Origin of the sequence: Cupriavidus respiraculi (genome assembly GCF_914271545.1) — a bacterium.
GTDB classification, from domain to species: domain Bacteria; phylum Pseudomonadota; class Gammaproteobacteria; order Burkholderiales; family Burkholderiaceae; genus Cupriavidus; species Cupriavidus respiraculi.
The window spans coordinates 1528231-1555183 of the sequence record NZ_CAJZAH010000001.1 but is presented as its reverse complement, the minus strand read 5'-3'; the positions used below and the strand labels follow the sequence as shown (position 1 = coordinate 1555183).

Below are 26953 nucleotides of genomic sequence, written 5' to 3'. Positions count from 1 at the left end.
GACCTCTCTATCGCGTTATCGAACGGCACGCGCGCCTGGGCGCCGGTGCCACTGACGGAGGCGGCGACGATGCACCGCGCACTGTCATTCTGACGTGCCGACCGCTGCCTCGTGCCCGTGTTCGAACAACTCCTTACAACTGGCGCGCATTCCGACAGGCCCGTTCCTACGTGTCTCGGCCCCTCGTCGGACAGACACCGACACCCGCGGTCGCGTGGACGCAACACATCCCGCGACGCCAATGAAAAAAGGGCACCGAAGTGCCCCTTTGCCCGCGTTTGGCCTCGCGGCCGTGCCCGTCAGGCCTGCTTTTCCTTGGCCAGCGCGCCGCCGTACTGGTTCAGGTAGCGATACTTGCCGAAGTGAACGTGCGAGCGGTACCAGCGGCCCTCGACGCGCAAGCCGTTGAACAGCACGCCCTTGACCTCGCCGCCCGCATGACGAATGGCCTTGTCGGTGGCCACCAGTTCGCTTGCGGTGGTCATTTCCGCGCGCGCCACCAGGAACACCGCGCCGGCCTTGCTGGCGAGGATGCCCGCGTCCGAGGCGGACAGCACCGGCGGCGAATCGACCAGCACGATGTCGTAGCGCGTCTTCAGCGTATCGAGCAGGGCTTCCATGCCGGCGCTTTGCAGCATGTCCGACGGATGCGGGGGCTGCGAGCCGGTGGCGATGAAGTCCAGTCCGGGCGCGACCTGGCGCTGCAGCACCTTCTCCAGCGGCGCGCCCAGCAGCAGCTCGGTCAGGCCCGGCGAGCGTGCCACGCCGAAGCGGTGGTTCAGCCCGCCGCGGCGCATGTCCGCATCCACCAGCACCACGCGCTTGCCGCCGGCGGCGAGCACCGCGGCAAAGTTCGCGCAGATGAAGGACTTGCCCACGCCCGGCGCGGCGCCTGTGATCACCACGATGCGGTTGCGGCTGCTGAGCAGGGCGAACTGCAGCGCGGTGCGGAAGCTGCGCAGGCTCTCCATTGCCGGATCCTCCGGCTGATGCAGCGCCAGCAGGCCGGCCTTGTCCTTGGTCGCCCCCACCTGGCGCGCCTGGATATTGCTGAACGGAATGGTCGAGTAGACGGTCAGCCCGGTCTGACGTTCGATCTCGTCCGCGTCGGCCACGCCACCGTCGAGCGAGCGGCGCAGCACCACCACCATCAGCGCCGCGACGATGCCCAGCGCGAGCGCCACGGCGGCGATCAGCGCGCGGTTCGGACGCACCGGCTTGAGCGGCACGTCGGCCGGATCGACCAGGCGCGCCGTGCCGACCTTGCTCGCCTTCATCAGGCGCAGCTGCTGCACGTCGTTGAGCAGAGTCTGGTACAGCTCGGTGCTGACCTTCACGTCGCGCATCAGGCGCAGCACGTTCTGCTCCACGTCCGGCAGGCGCTGGATCCGGCCCGTGACGCCATTGAGCTGCGACGTCAGGCTGGCGATCTGGCCATCGATCGCGGTGATGCTCGGGTGGTCGCCGGCGAAGCGGGTGGCCAGTTCCTCGCGCTTTTGCCGCAGTTCCTGCAGGCGCGTCTGGATGCCGACCGATTGCGTGAGGATCAGCTTCGACTCCTCGCTCAGGTCGACGGTGCCGCGCTGGTTGCGCATCGCGTTATAGCGCTGCTCGGCGGTTTCGACCTGCTGCTTGAGCTGCGGGAGCTGGCTGTTGAGGAAGGCCAGCGACTTCTCGGCCTCGGCGGCCTTGCGGCGCACGTTCTGGTCCACGTACTCGAAGCCGATCTCGTTGAGGATGGCCGCGGTGCGCGTGGGCGACTCGCCTTCCAGCGTGACGCCAATGACCCCGCTCTGCTTGCCGCGCTCCATGATGTGCAGCTGCTGCTGGAGCGCCGCGATGGCCGTGGCGCGTGGCAGATGCCGCACGACGAACTGCGCGCCTGGGCGAGCATCGAGCTTGTCCACGAGCATGGTCACCGGACCCTGCGCCGTCTGCACCGTCATCGGCGCGCCGACCTTGCCGGTGGCCTGGGCGCGGTCGCTCGGGAACTCCACGCGGAACGCATTGCCGCCCAGCGCCGTCAGCATGATCTTGCGCTCTTCCATGGCCTCGGGCACGGTCAGCTCAGAGACGGAGATCGATTCCCCGCCCCAGGCAAAGCCGCCCCAGCCCAGCAGGCCCGGACGCGACAGCTCGGGATTGAGGCCGGCGATCGCGCGGCCGATCAGCGGAAAGTAGCGCGGCGCCGCCTCGATATCCAGGTTCAGCGTATCGACCGCCTTGCCCACCACCATGCGCGACTGCAGCAGCTCGATTTCCGCCGATGCTGCCGGCTTGACGTCGAACACCGGCGAAACCGATGCCGCGAGCTTGCTGGCGGGCGAGGTGGCGCTTTCCTCCACCTGAACGACGATGTCGGCGCGGTACACCGGTCGCGCCATGAACGCGTAGACGATGCCCAGCAGCGTGATCAGTCCCGCCACGAGGACGAACGTCCAGCGATACTTGGCAAGGACATCGATCCACGATGTCAGGTCGACGACGCCTTCGCGATCGTCCGTGTTGTCGGCATGGCGATGCCGGGCCTGGTTGATATTCATGATGCCTCCCCGTGACAGTTGGCCGGTACGTTGGCTCGTGTAGCCTGTATCCGCACCGACCATGATTCGATACCTTGTTTGATGAGACCCAGCACGATGCTGAACATGTTCTGCGAGCATCCGAAGGGGTCCGGCACATCGGCGTGCACGAACTCGCACAGCCGGTAGACCTTGCCGCGCGCCTGCGGAAAGCGCTCCTCGAGTTCATCGCGCTGCTCGCCGTCCATCACCAGCACCAGATCGGCCCAGTCGATGAGCGCGGCGTTGACGGTGCGGGCCCGATGGGCGCGAATGGCGCTGCCTTCCGCACCCAGCAGCGATACCGCACGCGGGTCCGCGGCGGCGCCCTCCAGCGGCGCCAGCCCCGCGGACGCGATCTGGCAGTTCGGCAGCGCCTCGCGCAGCAGCGTCTCCGCCATCGGACTGCGGCAGATATTGCCCAGACAGACCACGAGAATCGACTGGATCATGGCGAGCTCCGCTTCAGCGAACCACACCCGCGGTGCCGATGACCGGCTGCGTGGCCGGAATCAGCAGGTTGATGACGCGGCTCCAGCGCACCAGTTCGCGCGCGTCGACATAGACGACGTCCTTCGGTTCGAGCTCGAAGCCTTCTGCGATCGCGAGCGCCACCGGCGAGGTGCCATCCAGGTGGAACACGTGCGGCTCGCCACCGGTCTCGGACTTGCGGATCACGAAGATCTGCTCGGCGCTCGCCGAGTTCGGATTGACGCCGCCCGCGTCGCCCAGCGCCTCGTTCAGCGTCATGCGGCCATTGCGCATCAGCAGCGCGCTGGGACGCAGCACTTCGCCGGTGACGAAGACCTTGCTGTCCTCGCGCTGCTCCACGCGCACGATGTCGCCGTTGCGCAGCAGGATGCGCGACGGGTCGATGCCCTTGGACAGCAGCGCGGGCATGTTGACGTACCAGCTCTGCTTGCCGCGCGTGATGCGCACCCGGCTGGCATCGCCGGTCTGCGTGAGCACGCCGCCGGCGCGGTTCAGCGCCTCGACCAGCGTCATCGGGGCATCGTCGATCGGCAGCATGCCGGGGGTCTTGACCTCGCCGTCGACATAGACGCGCTGGCTGCGGAAGGCCAGCACGCGGACGGTCATCTGCGGATCGCGCACCACGCGCGACAGGGCCTTGGCCATCTGTTCGCGCACCTCGTTGGCGGTGCGGCCCGAGACCTTCATCACGCCGGCGTAGGGAAACTGGATGTCGCCCTGCGCGCTGACCACGTAGCCCGGCACGTTGGCGCTGCCGCCGACGGCGGGCAGTTCGTAGCCCTGGCCGATGCTGTAGGTCTGCGTGGGAAACACCAGTTCGGGGTGGTCCCACACCACCACCGAGATGATGTCGCCGGGGCCGATGCGATACGGCTCCGGCGTGGCGAACAGTTCGTCGATGTTCTCGTTGCCACGCTTGACACTCGCGCGCAGTTCCTTGACCAGGTCCATCGTGATCGGAGTGATCTTGGGCACCGCGTCCGGGCCGATAGCGCTGACCGGTGCCTTGGCGTCGAAGTACATGCCCGGCGAGCTCGAGCATGCGCCCAGCATGACGGTGGCACCCAGTGCGGCGATGGCCAGCAGCCAGCGGCTGCCGCGCTTGCTGGTGGCGATGGATTGTTGACCTTCGTTGGTTGTGTTCACGACAAGCTCCCCCTGCTTATTGCAAATAGACACAGCGACAGGCCATGTCCCCCGATGCTCGAATGCTGAGCGCGCGGGGGCGGGGTATCGGTGCGCTGTCCCACATTGATCACGCGGTGATGTTGCGCGTTGACACAGCACGGTCGCCCGCGGCCGAAACGCGCCACGCGGCGGGCAGAGAAGGGTGAGCTGGCGGCGCGAAGCGCGGCACAAGGCGGGGCAAGGCGGCGCGCAAAAGCAAAGCGGGCCGGGACATTGGTCCCGGCCCGCCGTGCCAGTCGTCGGAGCTTGCGCTGCGGCGTCAGCGCATGGCCACCGCCGCCTGGATCGGCGTGGCGTTGGTGCGCTCCGCCACGGCTGCGGGTCGCGGCATGCGCGTCACCGTGGCGCGCGTGGCCGTGCCGTCGCCGCTGACCCATTCGAGCTTGGCGCCGCGCTGCAGCGCGGTGTACACGGCCTCGCCCTTGTTACGCACCTTCAGCCGCTGGTACAGCGTGCAGGCATGGCTCTTGACCGTGGCCACCGAGATATTGAGCATGCGGCTGACCGTCTTGATCGGATGACCGCGTGCGAGCAGCACCAGCACCTCGTACTGGCGCGGCGTGATCTGCAGCATCTCGGCCTCGTCGTAGTGAGTGGTCTCGGCGGCCGGCTCCGGCGCGGCGGCGGCCGCGCGCATCGCCACGGACGGCACCGCGCGCGCCTGTCCGGTCGGGCCGCGCGCGGTGGCCAGCGTGGCGGGATGATTGGCCGCGTGGATCGCCGGCGTGGGGAGTGCGGGCGCCGAGGCGCGCGAGCTGGGCGGCGCGCCCGCGCCGACCGGACCCCCATGGCCGCCGGCTGGCAGCGGGATGCCCAGCGATGGCGCCGGCGACAGCGCCTGGGCGCCGTGGCCGCGGACAAAATAGCCGCCGACCATGGCGAGCCGGATGGCCGCCTCGAGCACGGCGAGCGAGGCGGTCTTTGGCAGACAGCCGCACACGCCCTGCGTCATGACGGTGGTGGGTACCTGCAGCGGGATGGTGTCCGACAGCAGCAGCACCCGTTGGGCGCTCAGGACCCGCCGTACGTCGCCAAGCAGCTGCCAACCCGCTTCGACGTCCGGCGGCATGCCGAAGATCATGAGGTCGGTATCTCCGTAGGCGCCGTCCAGCAGCGAGATGTCGGCCGGGTCGACCGTGATGACCTGGTCGATGCCCTCGATGCGTTCCAGCATCCGATACAAGCCAAGCCTTAGCAAAGGATGGCTCTCGATCAGCAGTGCGTTCATGTTGTTGTTCCCCCCGTATGTTCGCAGCGGAGAACAGGTTGAACACACTAAGGACGCCTGATGCCACCGGTACGAATGGCGTACCGACCGAGCCGTTCAGGCAAGTCCTGGATCCCGCAAATCTAGCGCGTCCTTCGCTCCCAAAGACGCGCTGCATGCCAGGAGCCGACCCTGATTCCCCACCCCAAAACGATTTATCTTTAATGCGTTTAGGCCATCTTATGGGCTGAATCTTTTGAAATCAAGTCAGCTTTGCTGCGCTTGCAAAAAGGACTAGATACCGCTTTTCATAATCCGGAAATGAAGCGCCGGTAACCGATAGCAGCCTAACCAAAAGGGTGAAAATTAATCCACACCCCCGAGTTTCAACATTGAAACAGCGCTCCGGCCTTAATGTTTCAGCGTTGAAACTGACAGCAGGCTAAAGACCCGTCGTATGGTGTGCCACCGCACGTAACGACCCGGCCCCGGGTTCAACGCTGTAACAGCGCCACGTGCGCCGCCGCGGTGCGCTTTCCCCAACGGCGGATGAGTTCGCCGGTTCCGATCGCGCCAAAAGGATGAGGCGCCCTCCGTCATCAGGATGAGAGGGGCAAAGGCGGAGAATCCCCGCTGCGCGAGGGGTCGCTTCCACCCTGGCCGACCCGGTGCACCAACGGTGCGCCAACGAACAGAGACGGGTCCGGGCGCGCTCCTAAGCTTCGACCATTCCCGAACCGGCGCCCCCGCATTGGCGCCGCGTGGAAACCATAACGACACAGCGAGCCCCGCCGGCACGGCATGCCGGCCGTTGCTGCGCCAGACGAGAAGGTCAGAGCCATGAAGCTGCTTCATCTCATCGCCACCATCAATCCCGCGGGCGGCGGGCCGATCGAGGGGCTGCGCCAGTTGAGCATTCCGCTGACCCAGCGCGGCGTGCGGGTGGATGTCTGCTGCGGCGACGCCCCCGATGCCCCTTACGTGCGCGAGAGCGAACTCAATGTCATCGCGCTGGGCCCTTCGGTGCTGACATACACCTTCAATACGCGGCTGCTCGGCTGGCTCAAGGCGCATTGCGAGGAGTACGACGCCATCATCATCGAGGGGCTGTGGCAGTTCCACAGCATTGCCGCATGGCTGACGCTGCGCGGCAAGCGCGTGCCCTACTTTGTCTTCACCCACGGCATGCTCGATCCCTGGTTCAAGCAGCGCTACCCGCTCAAGCACCTGAAGAAGTCGCTGTACTGGCTGCTCGGCGAATGCTGGGTGCTGCGCCGCGCGCGCGCCGTGCTGTTTACCTGCGACGAGGAGCGCCTGCGGGCCCGCGGCTCGTTTCCGCTCTACCGCTGCACCGAACGCATCGCCTCGTATGGCACGGCGCTGCCGCCGCAGGACAAGGCCCAGCTGCGTGCGCGCTTCCTCGCCGCCTATCCGCAACTGGAAGGCAAGCGCATCGTGCTGTTCTTCGGCCGCATCCACGAAAAGAAGGGGTGCGACCTGCTGATCCAGGCCTTTGCGCGCATCGCCGGGGAAGACCCGTCGCTGCATCTGGTCATGGTGGGGCCCGGCGCGCAGCCGCTGCGCGAGTCGCTGGAGGCGCTGGCGGTGCGCGCCGGGGTCGCGGACCGGGTGCTGTGGACCGGCATGCTGTCGGGCGAACTGAAGTGGGGCGCCTTCCACGCCGCCGAGGTGTTCAGCCTGCCCTCGCACCAGGAGAACTTCGGCGTGGCGGTGGCCGAGGCGATGGGTTGCGGCGTGCCGGTGCTCATTTCGGACAAGGTCAATATCTGGCGCGAGATCCAGAGCGACGGCGCCGGCATCGTCAGCGACGACACCGTCGAAGGCGCGCAGGCCGCACTGCGCCGCTGGCTGGCCATGGACGAACCGGCGCGCGATCGCATGCGTGCGGCGGCGCGGGCCAGCTTCTCAAGGCGGTTCCAAAGCAACCAGGTCGGAGAACGGTTGCTGAACATCATCCAGGGCCACGCCGACGGCGTGCCCCAGGCTTGCTAACGGGGAGGAAGCAATGCGCAAGCTCATCATCAACGCCGACGATTTCGGCTGGGACGACGATACCTATCACGCCACAGTGGCGTGCTTCGAAGCGGGGCTGCTGACCAGCGCCACCATCATGACCGGGCGCCCGGCATCGGCGCAGGCCTTCGAGTATGCCCGCCGTAATCGCAAGCGCTGCTCGTTCGGCCTGCACTTCAACATGGTCGACGGCCATCCGCCACTGGCGGGGTCGGCGCCGTCGCTGTGCACGCGCGGCCGGGTATTTCGGGAGAGCAATCGCCAACGGGTGCGTGCGCTCGCGTGGATGCTGTCGGAAGAAGACATCGCGCGCGAGTTCCGCCATCAACTGGAGGAGCTGCGCGACAACGGCGTGCACGTGACCCATGTGGACAGCCACGGCCACCTGCACAAGTTCCCGGTGGTGATCAGCGCGCTGCGGCGGGAGATGGCGCGCGCGGGGCTGGACTGGGTACGGCGTCCGCAGAATTTCTACTTCGCGGCCAATCCGCGCCAGGCGGTGATGAACAACTACTGCCATCTGTACTTCGCGGGCCTGCGGCATACGCACTACTACGGCGCCATCAACCATGACGATGACGGCTGGGCCGCCCGCCTGCCCGACCTGCTGCGCGATGGGGTCACCGAGATCTCGGTGCACCCGGGGTATGCCGAGTCCTGGCGCAAGTGCGAGGCCGAGCCGCTGATCGATGCCGGCGATCTGCGCGCCGCGCTGGCGCGCAACGGCGTGCAGCTCACGCGCTATGGCCAGTCGTAGCCCAGCCATGGGCCCGTACCGATGTCCCCATCGCTAACCGCAGAGACGACGCCATGGTCTCGATCCTGATTCTTACCCTCAACGAAGAGAAGAACATCGCCCGCTGCCTGGAATCCGTGTCCTGGGCCGACGATATCGTGGTGCTGGATTCGCACAGCACCGACCGTACCGTCGAGATCGCCAAGCAATACGGCGCGCGCGTGTTCTATCGCAAGTTCGACAACTGGTCGGCCCATCAGAACTGGGCCAACGAGAACATCGAGTTCAAGCACAAGTGGGTCTACTACTCCGACGCCGACGAAGTGGTGAGCCCGGAACTGGCGGGCGAGCTGCGGGCGATCGCAGGCCGACCCGAGGGCGGCCACGTGGCCTATCGCGTCCGCTACAAGAACTTCTTCCTCGGCAAGTGGATCCGCTTCGCTGGCGGCTATCCGATCTGGGTGCTGCGCTTCTTCCAGCCGGACCGCGTGCGCTGGGAGCGGCTCGTCAATCCCGCGCCAGTGGTGGACGGCACCGTCGGCTTCCTGGACAACCACTTTCTGCACTTCAGCTTCAACAAGGGCTTCGATGCCTGGTTCGACAAGCACAACAAATACTCGATGGGCGAAGCCATGGAGACGATCCGCAGCCTGAAGGAAGACGACTTCCGCTTCTCCTCGCTGCTGGTGCGCGATCCACCCGCGCGCCGGCGTGCGCTCAAGGAGCTGTCGTTCCGGCTGCCGCTGCGGCCCGTGGCCCGCTTCATTCACCTGTACCTGCTCCGGCTCGGCTTTATCGACGGCAAGGCCGGATTCCACTACTGCGTGCTGATCGCGATCTACGAGTACATGGTCGTGCTCAAGGTCGAGGAACAGCAGCGCAGGGCCATGCAATTGCCGTTATGACGGCCAGCCAGGAGGCGGATCCGATGAAAGTCGCTTTTCTCACCACCTATGACACATCGGATCCGCATGCCTGGTCCGGTTCCGCCCGTTACATACTGCGCGCGCTGCGCGCCAGCAACCTCGAGACCGAGGTGATCGACAAGCTGAGCGCGGGACGCGCGCTCACTTTTTACCAGCGCGTGAAGACGGTCGCCTACCGGCGGCTGCTCGCGCGCACTTACCAGCGCGAGCGCGCGCCCTCGGTGGCGCGGCGCTATGCCCATCACGCCGAGCGCTGCCTGCGCTGCGCCGACTGCGACGTGGTGTTCAGTCCCGGCACGCTGCCGATCGCGTGCCTGGAGTCGGACAAGCCCATCGCCTTCTGGACCGACGCCTGCTTCGCCGGCATGCTCGGCTTCTATCCCAACTTCAGCAACTTCTGCGCCGAGACGGTACGCACCGGCAACCGGCTGGAGCAGCAGGCGCTCACGCGCGCCAGCGTCGCGATCTACAGCTCGGAATGGGCCGCCGCCACGGCACTGCGGCACTACGATGTGGACCCTGCCAAGGTCAAGGTCGTGCCGTTCGGCGCCAATGTCGACTGTGCGCGCGGCAGCGCCGACATCGAGCATATCGCGCGGGCCCGCCGCGGCGATGTCTGCCGGCTGCTGCTGGTCGGCGTGGACTGGGAGCGCAAGGGTGGCGACACGGCGCTGGCCGTGGCGTCGCTGCTGAACCGGCAGGGCATTGCGACCGAGCTGCATGTGGTCGGCTGCCAGCCGCCCTTCGAGCCGCCGCCCTTCGTCAAGCTGCATGGCTTCATCTCCAAGGCCAGCGAGGCGGGGCGCCACCAGTTCGACGCGCTGATGAGCGGCGCGCATTTCCTGATCGTGCCGTCGCGGGCGGAGTGCTTCGGCGTGGTGTTCGCCGAGGCGAGCTCGTTTGGCCTGCCCTCGCTCGCCACGCGCACCGGCGGCGTGTGCACCGTGGTACGGGACGGCCGCAACGGCATGACCTTCGATCTCGACGCCGATCCGCAGGCGTACTGCGACTACATCGGGGCGCTGATGTCCGAGCCCGCGGCCTATATGCGACTGTGCCAGACCTCCTATGGCGAGTATGCGCAGCGTCTGAACTGGGGCGCGGCAGGGCGCCGCGTACGCGCGTTGCTGCAGGCCTCCTGCCATTGAAGCGGCGGCGGCATCGAGCCACGGCGCCATGGCGGATCGGTGGCCGGCGCGACTATGAGGGCTATCCCACAGTGCAGCGGTGCGGCAGTGCGTAAAGTGACAGCGGAGCGCACGACGGTGCGCCGCACTCGTGCCCCTCATCGCCAGCTGGCCGGGGCACGCCGGGAAACCCTTCGATCCGACCGATAACAATGGCAAACAACACGGTGCTCGTGACGGGCGCGCGAGGTTTCCTCGGCCGCTTCGTAGCGCAACATTACCTGCAGCAAGGGTGGCGCGTGACCGGTATCGGCCGCGGCAGCTGCGGCAGCGGCGAACCGCTGCCCGCGGGCATGCAATGGCACAGCGGCGAAGTCAATCTGCAGACGCTGGTGGCGCTGGATGTGCGGCCCGACCTGATCGTGCACTGCGCCGGCAGCGGCTCGGTGGCGAACTCGCTGGGCGATCCGCTGCGCGACTACGGCAGCACGGTATGTTCGACCGCGGCCGTGCTGGAATTCGCGCGCCAGCATTGCCCGTCCTGCGTGGTGGTCTATCCCTCGAGCGCGGCGGTGTACGGCGACAGCACCTGCGATCCCGTCGACGAGAGCATGCCGTACCTGGCGAGCGCACCGGCTTCGCCCTATGGCACGCACAAGCTGATGGCCGAGCAGCTGTGCATCTCCTATGCGCGGCATTTCAGGCTGAAGGTGGCCATCGTGCGGCTCTTCTCGCTCTACGGCGAGGGGCTGCGCAAGCAGCTGCTATGGGACGCTTGCTGCAAGATCGAGCGCGGCGATCACGTCTATGCCGGGACCGGCAACGAACGCCGGGACTGGATGCATGCCGAGGACGCGGCGCGCTTGCTGGCCACCGTGGCGGCGCACGCCACGCCCGCGTGCCCGATCTTCAACGGCGCCAGCGGCAGGCCGACGACCGTCAGGCAGGCGCTGCTGCTGCTGTACGGCGCGCTTGGCGTGCAGGCCACGCCTTCCTTTTCGCACCAGGCCCGGGTCGGCGATCCGCCGTGCCTGCAGGCCCATATGGGCCGCACGTACGCGCTGGGCTGGGCGCCGGCGGTCGACATGGAGCTGGGCATCGGGCGCTATGCCCGTTGGTTCGCGCAGTCCCGGGAGCTTGCCGCATGATCCGCGTCGGCTTTGTGTTCGCGTTCCAGGACCGGGGCTGGCTCGGCGGCATCAGCTACTACCGCAATCTGCTGTGGGCCATCGCGCTTCTGGAAGCGCGCAGGATCGAGCCCATCATCTTTACCGGAGAGCGTACGCCGGCGGACCTGCTGGAGGGTCTGCCGCCCTTTCGCGTGGTACGCACCGCGCTGCTCGATGACCGCCATCCGTCGCGCCTGGCGCGGCAGGCCTGGTTCCGCGCCACCGGCCGCGACGCCTGGTTCGAGTGGCGCCTGGCGCGCGAGGGCGTCGCGGTGCTGTCGCACCACCGGCCGCTGGGCAGGCGTTCTCGCGTGCCCACGCTGGGCTGGATCCCGGACTTCCAGCATCTGCACCTGCCCGAGCTGTTCACCGCCGACGACATCGCGCAGCGCGAGCGGCTGTTCGAAGGTATTTGCCGCGGCTCGGCGCGCATCCTCGTCAGCAGCCACCATGCGCGTGGCGACCTGCAACGCCGGCATCCGGCCGATGCGGCGCGGGCGCGCGTGCTGCAGTTCGTCGCCAGCCTGGACACCGATGCGGGCGCGCAGGCGACGGCGGTGCCCGAACTGGAACGGCGGTACGGCTTCTCGGGGCCGTACTTCCACCTGCCCAACCAGCTGTGGGTGCACAAGAACCACCGCGTCGCCATCGAAGCCCTGAGGGTGCTGAAGGAACGCGGGCAGCGGGCCACCGTCCTGGCCACCGGCAATACGCTGGACCCGCGCAATCCCGAATACTGCCGCCAGCTCCAGCACAGCATCGCGCAGGCCGGCCTCGAGGACAGCTTCCGCATCCTCGGCGTGGTTCCCTACGCCGACCTGCTGGGCCTGATGCGCGGCGCGGTGGCGCTGATCAACCCCTCGCGCTTCGAGGGCTGGAGCACGACGGTGGAGGAAGCGAAGTCGCTGGACAAGCGCATCCTGCTGTCCGACATTCCCGTGCATCGCGAACAGGCTCCGGCCCGCGGCAGCTACTTCGCGCCGGACGATGCCGAAGCCCTGGCCGACGGGATCGCGGCGGTGCTGGCGGAAAGGCACGCAGAGGACGTGCCGGGCGCAAACGCGGAACACGGCCGCGCGGACCTGGACGAACGCCGCCGCCGCTTTGCCACGACGTATCAGGACATCGTGCTGGAACTGGCCGGCTGACGCGCGCGCCAGCGTGGAGCCGGGACACGCGTGTCGGAAAGACGGCCCCGCAGCCCTCGTTACCCGTGGTTGGTCGTCACTGGCCCATGTCGCCCGGCGTGGTGCCGCTCAGCGTTGTGCCGCGGGATGCTTGCGCCGGTTGATGGGCTTGGCGGGCGTTCCCGCATAGACCGTCCACGACGTGGGCAGCGAGCGGGTCACGACCGAGCGCGGCGCCACGACGGCGCCTTCGGCAATCGTCACGCCCGGCGCCACAAAGACCTCCGCGCAGACCCATGCCCGCGCCTGGACCACGATCGGCGATGCCACCAGCTGGAAGTTGTAGCTGTTGTAGTCGTGCGAGCCCGTGCACAGGTGCGAACCCTGGGAGATCACCGCGTACTCGCCGATCTCGATCCGCTCGATGTTGTACAGCGTCACGCCGTCGGCCACGCCAACGTTGTTGTCGATGTGCAGGTTCCACGGCGCCCAGATCTTCACGCTCGGATACACATGGACATGGCGGCCGAGCCTGGCGCCGAACAGGCGCAGCAGCGCGGAGCGCCACGCGTGCGCGAAGCGCGGGCTGGGGCGGAACAGGAACAGCCAGACCCAGTTCCACAACTGCCGCTGCACCCGATTGCCGAGCGAGAAGGAAGGGCCCATGGAAGGGTCGTCTTGTGCGATTAGCATGGAAGTGTCGGAGTCAGTAGGTGGATCATTGCCGCCCAACGGCCGATGCGGCGCGCCGGACGCGCGAAACGCGCGCCATTGTCGCGAAGCATGCGCGGCCTCCGGCATGGTGTTCGGTGCGCAAACTCACAGATACCGGGGCCGCGCGGGTTCACTCCCCGGGCACGCCGATCGCCGGCACGGGCCGCGGCGCGGGCGTGCCGCACAGGGCAAGCAGTTGCTGCTCCAGGCGGGCGAGCACCGCCTCCCGATCCAGATGGCGCTCGGCCCACGCACGCCCGGCCGCGCCGAGTTCGGCACGCCGGTCGGGGTCGCGCGCCAGCGCGCCGATGGCGTCCGCGAGTGCGCCGCCGTCGCCGGGCGGCACGATCACGCCGCACGAGGCCAGCAGGCGGCCGAGTTCCGTGGCGGCATGCGCGGTGGCCACCACCGCGCGGCCGCTGGCCAGCATCCCGGTCAGCTTCGATGGCAGCACCAGGTCCGCCGCGTCGGCGCGCTGCGGCAGCAGGTGAATGTCCGCGGCGCACAGCAGCGCCGGGAAGCGCTGGGCCGACTGCAGGGGCAGGAAGTGGACCTGTGCCAGTCCGGCGCAAGCGGCCTCCAGTTCCGCGCGGCCGGCGCCGTCGCCGCAGAACACGAAGTGGATGTCCGGGCGATGCGCGAGCCGGCGCGCCGCGTCGGCCAGCACGTCCAGTCCCTGCTTGTTGCCCATGTTGCCCGAGTACAGCGCCAGCACGGCGTCGGCCGGAATGCCGAGCCGGCGCCGGTGCAGGCTGCCGCGGCTCGGGCGCAGGCCCTGGACATCGACCCAGTTGGGCAGCAGCAGCGTGCGGGCGGCATCGGCGCCCTTCTCCCGCGCCAGCCGCAGCATCGCCTCGGAGATCGTCGAGACGCAGTCGAAGCGCGTCATCGCCGCGCGCTCCAGGGCCGTGGCCAGCCGGCGCAGCAGCGGCTGCCTGAGCAGGCCGAGCGCGAAGGCGGCGTCCACCTCGTAGTCCTGCACGTGCAGCCACGTCTTGCAGCCGCTCAGGCGGCCGAACAGCAGCGCGGCCGGACTGCAGAACAGCGGGGGTTCCACCACGAACAGCACGTCGGGGCGCCAGCGCCACTGGGCAAACAACAGCGGCAGGCTGCTCGCCGCGAAACTGGCCAGATGCACCAGCCGCTTCAGGCCGGACGGCCGCCGCGGCACCCACAGCGGGGCGCGCGCGACATGCACGCCGCCGCGGCTTTCGCGGCGGTACTGCCACGCGCGAAAGCCCGCGCCGATCCGCCAGGCCGGGTAGTAGGGCGGCGCGGTGATGACGCGCACATCGTGGCCGCGGGCCGCCAGCCATTCGGCCTGCTCGCCGGTGTACTTGCCGATGCCGGTCAGCTCGGGGGAATAGTTGAGGCAGTACAGAAGAATCTTCATGGCGCCGGAACGACTCCTTGGGCTACGTGGGCGGCGCGCCAGGCGGCGCCGGGAGGGGCGGATCAGGTGCCGGTCGCCAGCAGCGCCGGTTCCGCCGGGGCGACCGGCAGGCGGCGGCTGCGCAGCGCGTCCTCGTAGGCGAGGCGCAGGCCCGCGGCGAGCGCCACGGTCGGACGCCAGCCGGTGGCCGCGATCGCCCCGCTGTCCAGGCGCTTGCGTGGCGTGCCGTCGGGCTTGCTGCTGTCGAATGCGATCCTGCCGCGATAACCGACCGTTTCCGCGACCAGCTCGGCCAGCGTGCGGATGCTGACCTCGTCTTCGCTGCCCACGTTGAAGAAGCCGGCCGCGCCGGCATGGTGCAGGTAGGTGTCCCGGTCCAGGTCCATGACGTGGACGCAGGCCTGGCCCAGATCGTCGGCGTAAAGGAATTCGCGCAGCGGCGTGCCCGTGCCCCACACCATCACTTCCTCGGCACCATCGAGACGGGCCGCGTGAAAGCGCCGGATCAGGCCGGGAATCACGTGGCTGTTGTCGGGGTGGTAGTTATCGCCCGGGCCGTAGAGGTTGGTCGGCATCAGGCAGCGGTAGTCCGTGCCGTATTGCCGGTTGTAGCTCTCGCACAGCTTGATGCCGGCGATCTTGGCGATCGCATAGGGCGCATTGGTGGGCTCCAGCGGGCCGGTCAGCAGCGCGTCTTCCCGGATGGGCTGCGCGGCAAGGGCCGGATAGATGCAGCTGGAGCCCAGGAACAGCAGCCGCTGGACGCCGCTGCGCCAGGACGCATGCACCACGTTGGCCGCGATCATCAGGTTCTGGTGGATGAACTCGGCGGGATAGGTGTTGTTCGCGTGGATGCCGCCCACCTTGGCCGCGGCCAGGTAGACCTGGTCGATCCCCTCGCGCTCGAAGAAGGCCTGGACCTGCGCCTGGTCGCACAGGTCGAGCTCGGCGTGGCTGCGCGTGACGACCTGCGCGTCCGGGTTTGCCTGCAGGGCTCGCACGATGGCGCCGCCGACCATGCCGCGATGGCCGGCAACGAAAATGCGGGAGGAGGATCGATTCATGGCTTCTCTTGTCAGTGCTGTTGGCCGTGTCTGGACAGAGCTGCGGGAGACGGACGACCGCTCCCGCATGCACGCACGGCGGCATGGCGATGCCGCCGGCCGCAGGACGTGTACGGCAATCTAGCGCGCCATGTCGCGGGGGACTGTGGGTTGCCGCACAATCGGCGGCAGAGCGGACCGGGGAAGGGCACCGCGGCCCGCCGCGCACGAGGCGGTGTGGGGCAACGTACAGATGCGGCCCGGGCTCGGGTTCATCTTGCCGTCATGCAATCCAGGCCGGGAACCGCCCATGCGTCGGTTCCTGTTCCGCGGACGTGCGCGATGCATGCCAAACGCGCCGCCGCGCCCTATTTCACTCCGGGCGGTCACATGCTGCAATCCACCTATTCCCCCCCTGTCGCGACGCAGTCGACCCGGCCGGTGCTGTATCTCGCGCTGGGCGCGGTCGCGGCGATCAAGCTCAATGTGATCGGCGACGTGTTCGTCGGCGAGTTCATCGCCGCCTGCTACGCGCTGGCGCTGCTCTCGACGCTGCGGATTCCGCGCGCCTATGTCACGTTGCTTGCCCTGACGCTGATGTGGGCCGCGGCCCAGGCCATGTCGGACGTGGTGAACGGCACGCCGCTGATGACATCGCTCAAGGGCGTGCTGGCGCCGGGCGTCTTCTTCCTGACGATCTATGCGATCGGCAACCACTTCGGGGAGGGCTCGTCACGGCGGATCTGGTTCTTCCTGATTGGCCTGGCGCTGAGCGAGATGGTCAGCATGGCGCGGGCGCCCACCGAGGACATGCTGTTCAATCCCTGGAAATGGGGCTATGCCAGCCCCGTGCTGATCCTGCTGCTGGCCTATCTGTCGATGGCGCGCGCCGGCATGTTGCGGATCATGGTGTGCCTGGGCGCCTATGCCGTGGTCTCGGCCATCTTCGACTTCCGCAGTGCCGCCGGGCTGCCGCTGATCGCGCTGCTGGTGTACTTCGGCCGCCGCTCCGCGCTGGCCCGCTACGTAACCGGCGTGGTGAAGACGCCCGGCGGCATCGCCGCGATCTTCGTCGCGCTGGCCGTGGCCATGGCGGCGCTCAATTCCGTGCTGTCGGTGATCTTCGCGCATGCCGGCGATTTCGGTTTCCTCACGCCGGAAGCCGTGCACAAGTACACGGTGCAGGCCACCAGCGAGTTGGGCATCCTGCTGGGCGGGCGCTCCGAGATCCTGGTATCGGTGCGCGCGTTCCTCGATTCGCCGTGGCTCGGCCATGGATCGTGGGCGGTGGACCGCAACGGCTACCAGGATGCCTACAGTGTGCTCGTCTACCAGATGGGCGCCTCGCTGAACGACAAGCTCGAGGTGTTCGACAACGACCTGATCCCGGCCCACTCCTTCCTGATGGGGGGCCTGGTGTGGAGCGGCATCCTGGGCGGTGTGTTCTGGATCTGCCTGATGGGACGGGCGCTGGCCGTGTTCGTGCGCAACATGCGCGTGCTGCCCATCTACTTCTTCGTGATGATGGCTCAGCTCGTGTGGGACATCTTCTTCTCGCCGTTCTCGGCGGAGCATCGCTGGGGATCGGCCGTCTTCGTCGGCCTGTTGTTTGCCTGGCACCACGGAATCGCCCTGCGCGAAGGAAAACAGCGATGAAAATCAGCGTGGTCACGGTGTCGTTCAATCAGGCGCCGTATCTGGAGGCGGCCATCCGCTCGGTGATCGAGCAGCAGGGCTGCGAGATCGAGTACATCGTGGTCGACCCGGGCTCCAAGGACGGCAGCCGCGACATCATCGCGCGCTACGCGCCCCATATCGCCGTGCAGCTGCTCGAGCCGGACCGCGGGCCGGGCGATGGACTGAACAAGGGCTTCGCGCATGCGACCGGCGATATCTACTGCTACCTGAACTCGGACGACGTGTTCCTGCCTGGCGCATTCGCAAAGGCGGTCGAGTACTTTGAGCGGCACCGCGACTGGGACGTGATCTGCGGCAACGGCTATGTGATCGACGGCGCCGGCAAGCGGTTGCGGCGCGTCTATTCGGACCGCTTCGGCCTGCGCCCGGCCGCCTATGGCTCGGCCATCGCCATCCAGCCTTCGACGTTTTTCCGCGCACGCGCCTTTCATGCGGCGGGCGGGTTCAACGTGGAGAACCGCTCGAACTGGGACGGCGAGCTGGCCATCGACATGGCGCTGGCCGGCGCGGTGTTCCGCAACGTGCCCGACTTCATGAGCTGCTACCGCGTCTACGCGGAATCCATTACCGGGTCGGCGCGGCTGGCCGACGCGCACGAGCAGTTCGAGCGCCGGATGTTCCGCAAGATCGTCGGTCGCGACTGGCATCGGCTCGATGTCGTGCCGCTGGCCTGTTATCGCGTGGCGAAGCACCTGGCCAATCCGCGCGCCACGCTGGAACGGGTCTTCAAGGGCCCGGTGTTCGGGAGATCGCAATGATCAAGCAGCTAGTGTCCGTGCTTTCACTGGCCATGCCCTGGCCGCTGCGCCGCCGCGTGCTCGGCGCGGTATGCGGCTACCGCATCCATCCCACCGCGCGCATCGGCATGTCGGTGGTGCTGTGCGACGAACTGGAGATGGGCCCGCATGCGGTGATCTCGCACCTCACGGTGATCAAGGGCCTGCGGCGCGTGGCGCTCGGCGAGCATGCCATTCTTGGAAGCTTGAACTGGGTCTCGGGTTTTCCCGTCGGCCTGACCGACTCGCCGCATTTCCGCGATGCCGTGGGGCGTGATCCGGCGCTGATCATCGGCCGGCACGCCGCGGTGACGTCGCGGCATCTGATCGACTGCACCGATACCGTCACGCTCGGCCCCTACACCACCTTCGCCGGCTACCGCAGCCAGATCCTGACGCACAGCGTATCGATCCGCGAATCGAAGCAGCGTTGCGCGCCGGTGACCATCGGTGCCTATTGCTTCGTCGGGACCAGGTCGGTACTGCTGCCCGGCTCGTCGCTGCCGGACTACTCCGTGCTCGCCGCCGGCGCGGTGCTGAACCGCAGCATGGAGGCGCCGCATATGCTGTATGGCGGCTGCCCGGCCAAGGCCGTGCAGGAGTTGCCGGAAGATCTGGCGTACTTCCAGCGCGAGGCCGGGTATATCAATTGAGCGGGATGCGAGGCGGCAGGCAGTCACATGCTGCCCACCGCCGGTCCGGTCGTAGGGGGGTGTTGCGCTATTCGCGGAAGACTTCGGCCAGGCTGTCCACGTAGAAAACCCGATCCAACCACACATCGAGCTGCTCCGGCGCAGCCACGTCGATACGGCCAGCGATTTCCGGTGGAACGCTGCCGAAGCGCCGAACCAATAGCTTGCGCAGCGCCAAAGCTTGGCCTTGCTGTAGCCCCTCCTTTCGGCCCTCTTGCCGACCTTCTTGCCGCTCCTGTTCAAAAAGGTGTCCCCATGTCATTTCGAATTCCTTCAGATTGTTGAAAGCCGCTTCCGCCAAAACGGGCGGTACCGATGAACTCTTGCTGTGGCGCAAAGCCAGCCCGCGCATCCATCGCACAACAACTTGCGTGAGTGGGACATTGGTCCCGACCATCAGCCGCAGTTGAGCGATCAGCGCCGAACACGTCTCCTTGCTGGCAGGTTGTTCCAGCCCAATGGCGCAGGCCACGAGGTTGTTCATCTTGACCAGATCGGCTTGCCGGTATTGGTTGCGATCGATCAGCAGATAGGACAGCCTGGGCTGGTATTTTGAAACCGTATCCGGCATCTGCGCAATCAGCGCGGCGATGTCGGTGGCTGCCGTCCATGTCCGCTGTCCGGTATAGAGAATCCCCGTATCAGTTCGCGTACAAATTCGGGCGTGGAGAAGAGCAGCTTGTATGAAGCGTCGCTTTCGTTCGTCATGAGCGGGATAGAAGAGGAGGAAGAGCCGCAAGCTTGCTCGCGGCTCTTCCTGCTGCATTCCATCAAGGTTGCCGCTCTATCGTTTTCGGGCGCGATGAACCCTTGGAATGCGCGGCGCGCCGCGCCTCAAGGGCGCGCCAATGCGCCCGATATCCCGTGCTTGGCGAACGCCTGGATCTGCGGCAGCAGCACCATCAGCACGATGGCTTCGGTCACCAGCACGCCCAGCGACACCGCCGAGGGGCCGAGCCATGGCCCGGCGGCGAGCGCGACCAGCAGGCCGCCGCCATTGGCGCCCAGGAACACCAGCGACAGCCGCGCGTGGTTGTTGGTCGAGGTGACCATGACGGACGCCGTGGTCCACAGCGAATTGACCACCGCCGCCAGCAGCAGCCAGCTGTAGTCGGGGTGCTGCGGCACCAGCTTGCCGTGCGTCCAGTAGTTGCAGATCCAGTCGCCGGCCACGTACAGCACGATGGCGCAGGCCGTGGCCAGGCCCACGGATGCGGCCAGGGCATGGCGGTACAGCGCGCGCAGCGCCGTGGCGTTGCGCTGGCCGTAGAGCCGCCCGATCTCGGGCGACAGCGCCTGGCTGATCAGCTGGCCGAGCTGGTAAGGGATGCGCGAGAGCGTGCGGATCGCGCTGAAATAGGCAACCACCGCGGGACCGAAGAGGAAGCCGGCGCACAGCACCAGCCCCTGCATATTGAGGGCGTTGCCGATCGGAAACGCGTTGAAGGCGAGCGCGGGCAGGAACATGTCCTTGATTTCGTCGCGCGAGAAGTGGGACAGGCCGAAGCGGCCCCACGGGGCGAAGCGCAGCATGCGCGCGTACAGCACCGCCAGCAGGATCACGCGGCCGGCGGCCTGCAAGGCCAGCAGCATCAGGAAGCCGCCCTTGAACACCAGCACGGCGGCGGCCAGTGCGCCAAACTCCAGCAGGCGGAAGACGTTGAGCCACAGCATCGCCTCGGCATAGCGCCCGCTGCTGTAGAAGACGCCGTGCACGAGCAGCACCAGCATGTAGCCGAAGACCTGCACGGCGATCATCAGCATCGCCAGCACGGCCTCCATGCGGCCAAGCCCGGTCCATTGCTGGATCTGGGCGCCCAGGGCCGCGCCGACGCCGCCGGACAGGCACAGCAGCGCCACGCCGATCGCCAGCAGCAGGCCAAGGGCCGACTGGTAGGCGGTCAGCGCGGCGCGCTGCTTGCCCGCGGCCACGTTCATCACCACGCGGTTGACCGCGACGCCGGTAAAGCCGAAGTCCGCCAGGCCCAGATAGACCGGCACGGCGATCAGCATCAACCAGATGCCATAGCGGTCCGCTCCCCACGTGGCCAGGAACAGCGGCACGTTCAGAAGCTGGGTCACGACCGTGACGGCCTGCCCGAAGGCGTTGGCGCCGATGCCGCGCAGGATTCGATTCACGGCCTTGCTCCGTTGCCGGCGCCGGCCAGGCGGCGCGCGGTCCGGTTTGTTGTTGGAAGATCATGCGCGCGGCGCACGGGGCGCCGCGCGGTCTCACTCATGATGGTCGTAGGCGCGGAATCCGGCCAGCTTGCACAGGGCGTCGCGGCGTGCGGCGGAATAGTCGGCGCTGATCATCTCGCTCACCAGCTCGCCGAACGAGATGCGCGGCGTCCAGCCCAGGCGGTCGCGCGCGCGGGTGGCATCGCCCAGCAGCGTGTCGACCTCGGTGGGACGGAAGTAGCGCGGGTCCACCCGCACGATCACGTCGCCGACCTTGCGCCCCGGGGCGACGGTCTGGCGGCTGTTGTCGATGCTGTCGATCACGCCCACCTCGTCGACCCCGCTGCCCTCGAAGCGCACCGTGATGCCCAGTTCGGCCGCCGCGCGCTGCACGAACTCGCGCACGCTGTGCTGCTCGCCGGTGGCGATCACGAAGTCCTCGGCCGCGTTCTGCTGCAGCATCAGCCACTGCATTTCCACGTAGTCGCGCGCATGTCCCCAGTCGCGCAGCGACGACAGGTTGCCCAGATGCAGCGTGTCCTGCAGGCCCAGCGCGATACGGGCAATGGCCCGCGTAATCTTGCGGGTCACGAACGTCTCGCCGCGGATCGGGCTTTCGTGGTTGAACAGGATGCCGTTGCAGGCATACATGCCGTAGGCCTCGCGGTAGTTCACCGTGATCCAGTACGCGTAGAGCTTGGCCGCCGCGTACGGGCTGCGCGGGTAGAAGGGCGTCGTTTCCTTCTGCGGAATCTCCTGCACCAGGCCGTACAGCTCCGAGGTGGATGCCTGGTAGAAGCGCGTGGTCTTCTCCAGGCCCAGGATGCGCACGGCCTCGAGCAGGCGCAGCGTACCGAGCGCGTCGGTGTTCGCGGTGTACTCCGGCTCCTCGAACGAGACCGCCACGTGGCTCTGCGCCGCGAGGTTGTAGATCTCGTCGGGCTGCGACTGCTGTACCACGCGCACCAGGCTGGACGTGTCCGTCATGTCGCCGTGGTGCAGGAACAGGCGGCGGTCCTGGCGCTGCGGATCCTCGTACAGGTGGTCGATGCGGTCCGTGTTGAACAGCGAGCTGCGGCGCTTGATGCCATGCACCTCATAGCCCTTGCCCAGCAGCAGCTCGCAAAGATAGGCGCCGTCCTGACCGGTGATGCCGGTGATCAGCGCGCGCTTGGTGCGCTGGCCGCCGCGTCCCTGCTGGCTGTCGCCGGTGCCGGTGTCGAGTTGAAGGTCCACGGCCGGAAGCTGGCCCAGTGGCTCAAGATCATGTGCGCCCATAGATATCTGCCATCCTTATGATGTCGTCTTCGCCAAGATAGGAACCGGACTGGATCTCGATCAGTTCGAGCGGGATCCGGCCGGGGTTTTCGAGACTGTGTGTCTCGCCGATTGGGATATAGGTGGACTGGTCCTCGGTCAGCAGGTACTCGACCTCGCCCCGCCGCACGCGCGCGGTGCCGGAGACCACGACCCAGTGTTCGGCGCGGTGGTGGTGCATCTGCAGCGACAGCTTGGCGCCGGGTTTGACGCTGATGCGCTTGACCTGGTAGCGCTGGCCGTTGTCCACCGAGTCGTACGAGCCCCAGGGGCGGTACACCTGACGGTGCTGGGTGGCCTCGGAGCGTCCCTGGGCGCGCAGTCCTTCCACCAGATGCTTCACGTCCTGGGCGTGGTCCTTGTGGACCACCATCACGACGTCGGGGGTCTCGACCACGATCACGTTGTCCAGCCCCGCGATGGCCACGAGCCGGTGCGACGCGTGAACCATGCAGTCCTTCGCGCCGTGGGTGACCACGTTGCCGATCGCGACGTTGTTGTCGGCGTTCTTGTCGGCCGCTTTCCAGACGGCGTCCCACGAGCCGACGTCGCTCCAGTCGGAGGCGAGCGGGGCCATCTGCGCGCCGCGCACGTGCTCCATCACCGCGTAGTCGATCGAATCCGACGGGCACGCCTCGAAGGCTGCGCCGTCGAGCCGGCAGAAGTCCAGGTCCATCTGGCCGCGCTCCACCGCCTGCTTGCAGGCATCGAGGATCGCGGGCGCGAACTCCTGCAGCGCCGCCAGGTAGGCCGAGGCGCGGAACAGGAACATCCCGCTGTTCCAGAAGCAGTTGCCTTCGCCCAGATAGTCGGTGGCCTGCTCCAGCGACGGCTTCTCGACGAAGCGCGACACCGACAGCAGCTCGGTGACATTGGTGGGCACCGCCTTGATATAGCCGTAGCCGGTCGCCGGGAAGGTGGGCACCACGCCGAGCGTGACGATGGCGCCCGCCGCGGCCGCGGCGCTGGCTGCGGTCACCGCGCGGGCAAAGCCCTCGTGGTCGCGGATCAGGTGATCGGACGGCAGCACCAGCAGAATCGGATCGGCGCCGTTCGCCCGGGCGCGCAGCGCGGCCACCGCGGCCGCCGGCGCGGTATTGCGCGCATGCGGCTCGAGCATGATGGCCGCGGGCTCGCAGCCGATTTCGCGCGCCTGTTCGGCCACCACGAAGCGGTGCGCTTCGTTGCTGACCAGAATCGGCGCGGCGATGTGGGGAACCTCCCGCACGCGCAGCAACGTATCCTGCAGCAGCGAACGCTCGCCGAGCAACCGCAGGAACTGCTTGGGATGCCCGTCGCGCGACAGCGGCCACAGGCGCGAACCTGTGCCGCCGCATAGCACGACCGGTACGATCTCATTGTCCTTAGCCATGACGCTCTCCATATGCCGCGGCGGATGCGGTCTGTTCCGCTCCGGCGGTTGTCGAGGGTCAATGTACTGGCGCTGTCAGCGGGTCACTGTTGGATAGGGCACACAGGCGTGCACGCCGGGCAAGGGGCGGTTGTGCCGGCGCCACAGCAAGGCGCGCGGCGCGTCATGGAAAAAAAATGCCGGCCCACCGGCCGGCATTCCCTTCCATCACGTCGCGACGATCAGGCGTCGTCGGTGCGCCGTATTCAGCGTACCCAGTACCCCGGCCGCTTCACCAGGTGACCGTGCCGGTCGCGTACCCAGCGCTCGGGCACCCAGCGATGTCCCGGGCGCGACATGCGATGGTCATGGGCGTGGCCGTGGACCGGGCGCACGTAGGGACGCGCATGGGGCGGTACCGGATGGTGACGCTCGTGGCGTTGGTAGCGATCCCGGTGGTCATGGTCAGAATGCGCCTGGGCGGGCGTGACGATGCCGAACATGGCGCCGGCGGCAAGGGTTCCGAGTGCGATCAGCAGTTGGCGGGTCATGGTGTGCTCCTGCAAGGATGGGTTTGTTCGGGCGCGGTTGCGGTGGCCGGCGAGGGCCGCTCAATAGCGGTGGTGATGGTGGTGGCGATGGCCTCCGCCGTGGTGCGGCACCACGATGCAGGCCGAGAGCAGCACCGCCGCGGTGGACAGGACTACGGCAAGGGACAGGGTGCGTTTCATGGGTGTGCTCCTGAGAAGGGCGCGTTGAACATGGCTCGAATGTAGTGGCACGTATCGGGTGCGGGCGGTTGCACTTGTAAGGCTGTTTCACAAGCCGCGGCCGCGAGCCGTGCCGCCGCGAATGCCGCGTGGAATGCGCCCGATCCTTGCCGGTGCGGGGTTGCGCGGCTTTTGGCGGCGCCAGGGGACAGGGTGGCGGCACCGTGGCATGCGGGCACGGCGTAATGTGGCGTTACAGCCGTAATACGAGCCGCACGGATCGGAGACCGGCGCCGACGCCGATGACGGCGAGAACGCGCCTCGGCGCCCCGCAGAAACGGGTACGGTCGACGCGTCGGCCCGGGCCTCCCCGCAGAAACGGGTACGCACGGTGGTGCAGCGGGGTCTCCTGCGCCGGGTGCCATGCCCTGGCGCGGTGCGCATGCCGGTCCCCGACGGTGCACCGGCCGGCCGTCAGGGCGGCCTTGGCGGCATGCGCGGATGGCATGGTGCTTGCGCGATGCGCAGGCCCCTCTCGCGGAGCCCGCCCATGTCGCCCCCGTCCCTGCTTGCCGTGCCGCATTCGCCCGCCCACGCCGTGCCCGCCAGCGCCGTGCCCGCCAGCGCCGTGGACGGCGCGCCATGGCACGAGCGGCTGAGCCTGCTGCTGGAATCGACCGGGGAAGGGATCTACTGCGTCGACACGGCGGGCCGCTGCATGTACGCGAACCGCGCCGCCGCCGCCATGCTGGGCTACACGCCGGCGCAGATGGCCGGCCGCAACATGCATGCGCTGGTCCACCATACCCGCGCCGACGGCAGCCGCTATGCCGAATGCGATTGCCATATCTTCAACGCTTTTCGCGCCGGCCACGGTTGCCGCATCGACAGCGAGGTGATGTGGCGCGCCGACGGCAGCAGCTTCCATGCGGAATATTCCTCGCACCCCGTGATCGACGAAGGCACGGTGCTGGGCGCGGTGGTGACCTTCGTCGACATCTCCGAACGGCAGCGGGCGCAGGAACTGCTGCGCCAGGCCAACGATCTGCTGGAGCGGCGCGTGGAGCAGCGCACGCGCGCGCTGTCGGACGCGCTGGCGCAGCTGCGCGAGCTGTCGGCCTACCTGGACAGCGTGCGCGAGGACGAACGCACGCGCATCGCGCGCGAGATCCACGATGAACTCGGCAGCCTGCTGGTGGCGCTGAAGATGGATGTGAACTGGCTCGCGCACCGGCTGGCGCCCCACCCGGAATGGCTGGCGAAATGCCGGCGCATGGGAACGCTGATCGACAACGCGGTCGACAACGTCGGCCGCATCATGACCGACCTGCGCCCGTCGATCCTCGACCACCAGGGCTTGTGGGCCGCGCTGGAGTGGCAGGCGCAGGAGTTCGCCGACAGCGCGGAGCTGCGCTGCGTGCGGCGTTTCGATATCGACGAGGGCACCGCCGCGCCTGAAGGCGCCCGTGCCATCGCGGTGTTCCGCATCTTCCAGGAAATGCTGTCCAACGTGGCGCGGCACGCGCAGGCCCGCAGCGTGCGCATCGGCGTGCGCGCCGGCGCCGACGGCCTGCGCATCGAGGTGCGGGACGACGGCCGCGGGGCGCCCGCCGCCGCCTTCGAGCGCGCCGCCGCCTACGGCGTGCTGGGCATGCGCGAGCGCGCGTCGCACTTCGGCGGCACGGTGCAGATCGACAGCCGCCCCGGCGCGGGCACCACGGTGCGGCTGACGATGCCCGCGGACACGCGGGCGCCCGCATCCGGTCACGAGCCGCATTGCCGCGAGGAGAACGCAGCATGATCCGGGTACTGATCTGCGACGACCACCGTATCGTGCGCGAGGGCCTGCGCCAGATCCTGGCCGATGCGGACGATATCGGCGTGGTGGCGGAAGCGGCCGATGGCCCGGAGGCGGTGCGCCTGCTGCGCGAGGCGAATCCGTGCCCGGCCGACGTGCTGCTGCTCGATATCGCCATGCCCGGCCGCGACGGGCTGGACGTGCTGCGCCAGCTCAAGAGCGAGATGCCCCGGCTGCCGGTGCTGATGCTGTCCACCTATCCGGACAAGCAGTACGCGGTGCGCTCGATCCGTCTGGGCGCCGCCGGCTATCTGAACAAGAGTGCGGATACGGAGGAACTGGTGGCCGCCATCCGCAAGGCGGCGGCCGGCAAGGTCTATGTGACGCCCGCCATCGCGGAGGCGCTGGCCGCCGCCATCAGCGAGATGGCGGGGCGGCAGGCCCACGAGACGCTGTCCAACCGCGAATACCAGGTGTTCCGCCTGATCGCGGCCGGCAATACCGTGGGGCAGATCGCGCAGGCGCTGGCGCTCAGCCCCAATACCGTCAGCACCTACCGCGCGCGGATCCTCGAGAAGACCGGCGTGCGCAACGACGTCGAACTCGCGCTGTACGCGGTACGCCAGAACCTGCTCGAGGCATAGGCCCGTGGTGGCCGCCCTGTAGTGCTGGCACTACAGGGCATCACGTGCGCCACGACAGCGCTTTCCCTG

The 26953-nt window shown here is 67.9% G+C and carries 23 protein-coding genes; 11 read left to right on the top strand and 12 right to left on the bottom strand.

What is annotated here, in order from left to right; translation table 11 throughout:
- Positions 1-299 precede the first annotated feature (299 nt).
- The 4 genes from LDO27_RS06935 to LDO27_RS06920 form a co-directional block, all read right to left on the bottom strand.
- The gene (locus tag LDO27_RS06935) at positions 300-2543 is read right to left on the bottom strand and encodes a polysaccharide biosynthesis tyrosine autokinase (RefSeq protein ID WP_222204287.1); all 2244 of its coding nucleotides are present in this window, start codon (positions 2541-2543) and stop codon (positions 300-302) included.
- The gene (locus tag LDO27_RS06930; protein WP_222204289.1) at positions 2540-3013 is read right to left on the bottom strand and encodes a low molecular weight protein-tyrosine-phosphatase; all 474 of its coding nucleotides are present in this window, start codon (positions 3011-3013) and stop codon (positions 2540-2542) included. The genes LDO27_RS06935 and LDO27_RS06930 overlap by 4 nt, the downstream gene beginning before the upstream one ends.
- Before the next feature lie 13 nt (positions 3014-3026).
- Positions 3027-4106, bottom strand: a complete 1080-nt coding sequence (locus LDO27_RS06925) for a polysaccharide biosynthesis/export family protein (protein WP_222205190.1) — start codon at positions 4104-4106, stop codon at positions 3027-3029.
- A gap of 394 nt (positions 4107-4500) precedes the next feature.
- A complete protein-coding gene (locus LDO27_RS06920; protein ID WP_222204291.1) occupies positions 4501-5469 on the bottom strand; it encodes a response regulator transcription factor in 969 nt (322 codons plus the stop codon).
- A gap of 819 nt (positions 5470-6288) precedes the next feature.
- Between LDO27_RS06920 and LDO27_RS06915 the strand changes: the two genes are divergently transcribed.
- From LDO27_RS06915 to LDO27_RS06890, 6 genes are all read left to right on the top strand, one after another.
- Positions 6289-7461, top strand: coding sequence for a glycosyltransferase (locus LDO27_RS06915; RefSeq protein ID WP_224040569.1), 1173 nt, complete (start codon positions 6289-6291; stop codon positions 7459-7461).
- Between the two features lie 13 nt (positions 7462-7474).
- Complete coding sequence (locus tag LDO27_RS06910) at positions 7475-8239, top strand: ChbG/HpnK family deacetylase (protein WP_222204295.1); 765 nt, start codon at positions 7475-7477, stop codon at positions 8237-8239.
- 53 nt (positions 8240-8292) lie between these two features.
- The gene (locus tag LDO27_RS06905) at positions 8293-9123 is read left to right on the top strand and encodes a glycosyltransferase family 2 protein (RefSeq protein WP_222204296.1); all 831 of its coding nucleotides are present in this window, start codon (positions 8293-8295) and stop codon (positions 9121-9123) included.
- 23 nt (positions 9124-9146) lie between these two features.
- Complete coding sequence (locus LDO27_RS06900) at positions 9147-10292, top strand: glycosyltransferase family 4 protein (protein ID WP_222204298.1); 1146 nt, start codon at positions 9147-9149, stop codon at positions 10290-10292.
- A gap of 191 nt (positions 10293-10483) precedes the next feature.
- A complete protein-coding gene (locus tag LDO27_RS06895; RefSeq protein ID WP_224040567.1) occupies positions 10484-11419 on the top strand; it encodes an NAD-dependent epimerase/dehydratase family protein in 936 nt (311 codons plus the stop codon).
- Complete coding sequence (locus LDO27_RS06890) at positions 11416-12588, top strand: glycosyltransferase (protein ID WP_224040565.1); 1173 nt, start codon at positions 11416-11418, stop codon at positions 12586-12588. Before LDO27_RS06895 ends, LDO27_RS06890 begins: the two co-directional genes overlap by 4 nt.
- A 108-nt stretch (positions 12589-12696) precedes the next feature.
- On the opposite strand, the gene LDO27_RS06885 is transcribed toward LDO27_RS06890, so the two are convergent.
- The 3 genes from LDO27_RS06885 to LDO27_RS06875 form a co-directional block, all read right to left on the bottom strand.
- Positions 12697-13260, bottom strand: coding sequence for an LbetaH domain-containing protein (locus LDO27_RS06885; RefSeq protein WP_222204305.1), 564 nt, complete (start codon positions 13258-13260; stop codon positions 12697-12699).
- 151 nt (positions 13261-13411) lie between these two features.
- A complete protein-coding gene (locus tag LDO27_RS06880) occupies positions 13412-14674 on the bottom strand; it encodes a glycosyltransferase WbuB (RefSeq protein WP_224040564.1) in 1263 nt (420 codons plus the stop codon).
- 62 nt (positions 14675-14736) lie between these two features.
- Positions 14737-15807, bottom strand: a complete 1071-nt coding sequence (locus tag LDO27_RS06875; protein ID WP_290368799.1) for a GDP-L-fucose synthase family protein — start codon at positions 15805-15807, stop codon at positions 14737-14739.
- Positions 15808-16107: 300 nt separating this feature from the next.
- On the opposite strand from LDO27_RS06875, the gene LDO27_RS06870 reads away from it, so the two are divergent.
- The 3 genes from LDO27_RS06870 to LDO27_RS06860 are packed head-to-tail and all read left to right on the top strand — an operon-like array spanning position 16108 to position 18844.
- Complete coding sequence (locus LDO27_RS06870) at positions 16108-17373, top strand: hypothetical protein (protein WP_224040562.1); 1266 nt, start codon at positions 16108-16110, stop codon at positions 17371-17373.
- The gene (locus tag LDO27_RS06865; protein ID WP_224040560.1) at positions 17370-18173 is read left to right on the top strand and encodes a glycosyltransferase family 2 protein; all 804 of its coding nucleotides are present in this window, start codon (positions 17370-17372) and stop codon (positions 18171-18173) included. Before LDO27_RS06870 ends, LDO27_RS06865 begins: the two co-directional genes overlap by 4 nt.
- Positions 18170-18844 carry an acyltransferase gene (locus LDO27_RS06860; RefSeq protein WP_222204317.1) on the top strand — a complete coding sequence of 225 codons (675 nt, stop codon included), beginning with the start codon at positions 18170-18172 and terminating at the stop codon, positions 18842-18844. The genes LDO27_RS06865 and LDO27_RS06860 overlap by 4 nt, the downstream gene beginning before the upstream one ends.
- Positions 18845-18911: 67 nt before the next feature.
- On the opposite strand, the gene LDO27_RS06855 is transcribed toward LDO27_RS06860, so the two are convergent.
- The 5 genes from LDO27_RS06855 to LDO27_RS06835 form a co-directional block, all read right to left on the bottom strand.
- The gene (locus LDO27_RS06855) at positions 18912-19649 is read right to left on the bottom strand and encodes a DUF4351 domain-containing protein (protein WP_224040558.1); all 738 of its coding nucleotides are present in this window, start codon (positions 19647-19649) and stop codon (positions 18912-18914) included.
- Between the two features lie 68 nt (positions 19650-19717).
- Positions 19718-21022, bottom strand: coding sequence for a lipopolysaccharide biosynthesis protein (locus LDO27_RS06850; RefSeq protein WP_224040556.1), 1305 nt, complete (start codon positions 21020-21022; stop codon positions 19718-19720).
- Positions 21023-21115: 93 nt separating this feature from the next.
- A complete protein-coding gene (gmd, locus tag LDO27_RS06845; RefSeq protein ID WP_224040554.1) occupies positions 21116-22342 on the bottom strand; it encodes a GDP-mannose 4,6-dehydratase in 1227 nt (408 codons plus the stop codon).
- Positions 22329-23753: a mannose-1-phosphate guanylyltransferase/mannose-6-phosphate isomerase gene (locus LDO27_RS06840; RefSeq protein WP_222204323.1), complete on the bottom strand. Its 1425-nt coding sequence runs from the start codon at positions 23751-23753 to the stop codon at positions 22329-22331. Before LDO27_RS06840 ends, gmd begins: the two co-directional genes overlap by 14 nt.
- Positions 23754-23998: 245 nt before the next feature.
- Complete coding sequence (locus LDO27_RS06835) at positions 23999-24283, bottom strand: hypothetical protein (RefSeq protein WP_222204324.1); 285 nt, start codon at positions 24281-24283, stop codon at positions 23999-24001.
- A 709-nt stretch (positions 24284-24992) separates the two neighbouring features.
- Here LDO27_RS06835 and LDO27_RS06830 point away from each other — a divergent pair.
- Together LDO27_RS06830 and LDO27_RS06825 are read left to right on the top strand one after the other, a co-directional pair.
- A complete protein-coding gene (locus LDO27_RS06830) occupies positions 24993-26243 on the top strand; it encodes a PAS domain-containing sensor histidine kinase (protein ID WP_224040552.1) in 1251 nt (416 codons plus the stop codon).
- The gene (locus tag LDO27_RS06825; RefSeq protein ID WP_224040550.1) at positions 26240-26884 is read left to right on the top strand and encodes a response regulator; all 645 of its coding nucleotides are present in this window, start codon (positions 26240-26242) and stop codon (positions 26882-26884) included. The genes LDO27_RS06830 and LDO27_RS06825 overlap by 4 nt, the downstream gene beginning before the upstream one ends.
- Positions 26885-26953 lie beyond the last annotated feature (69 nt).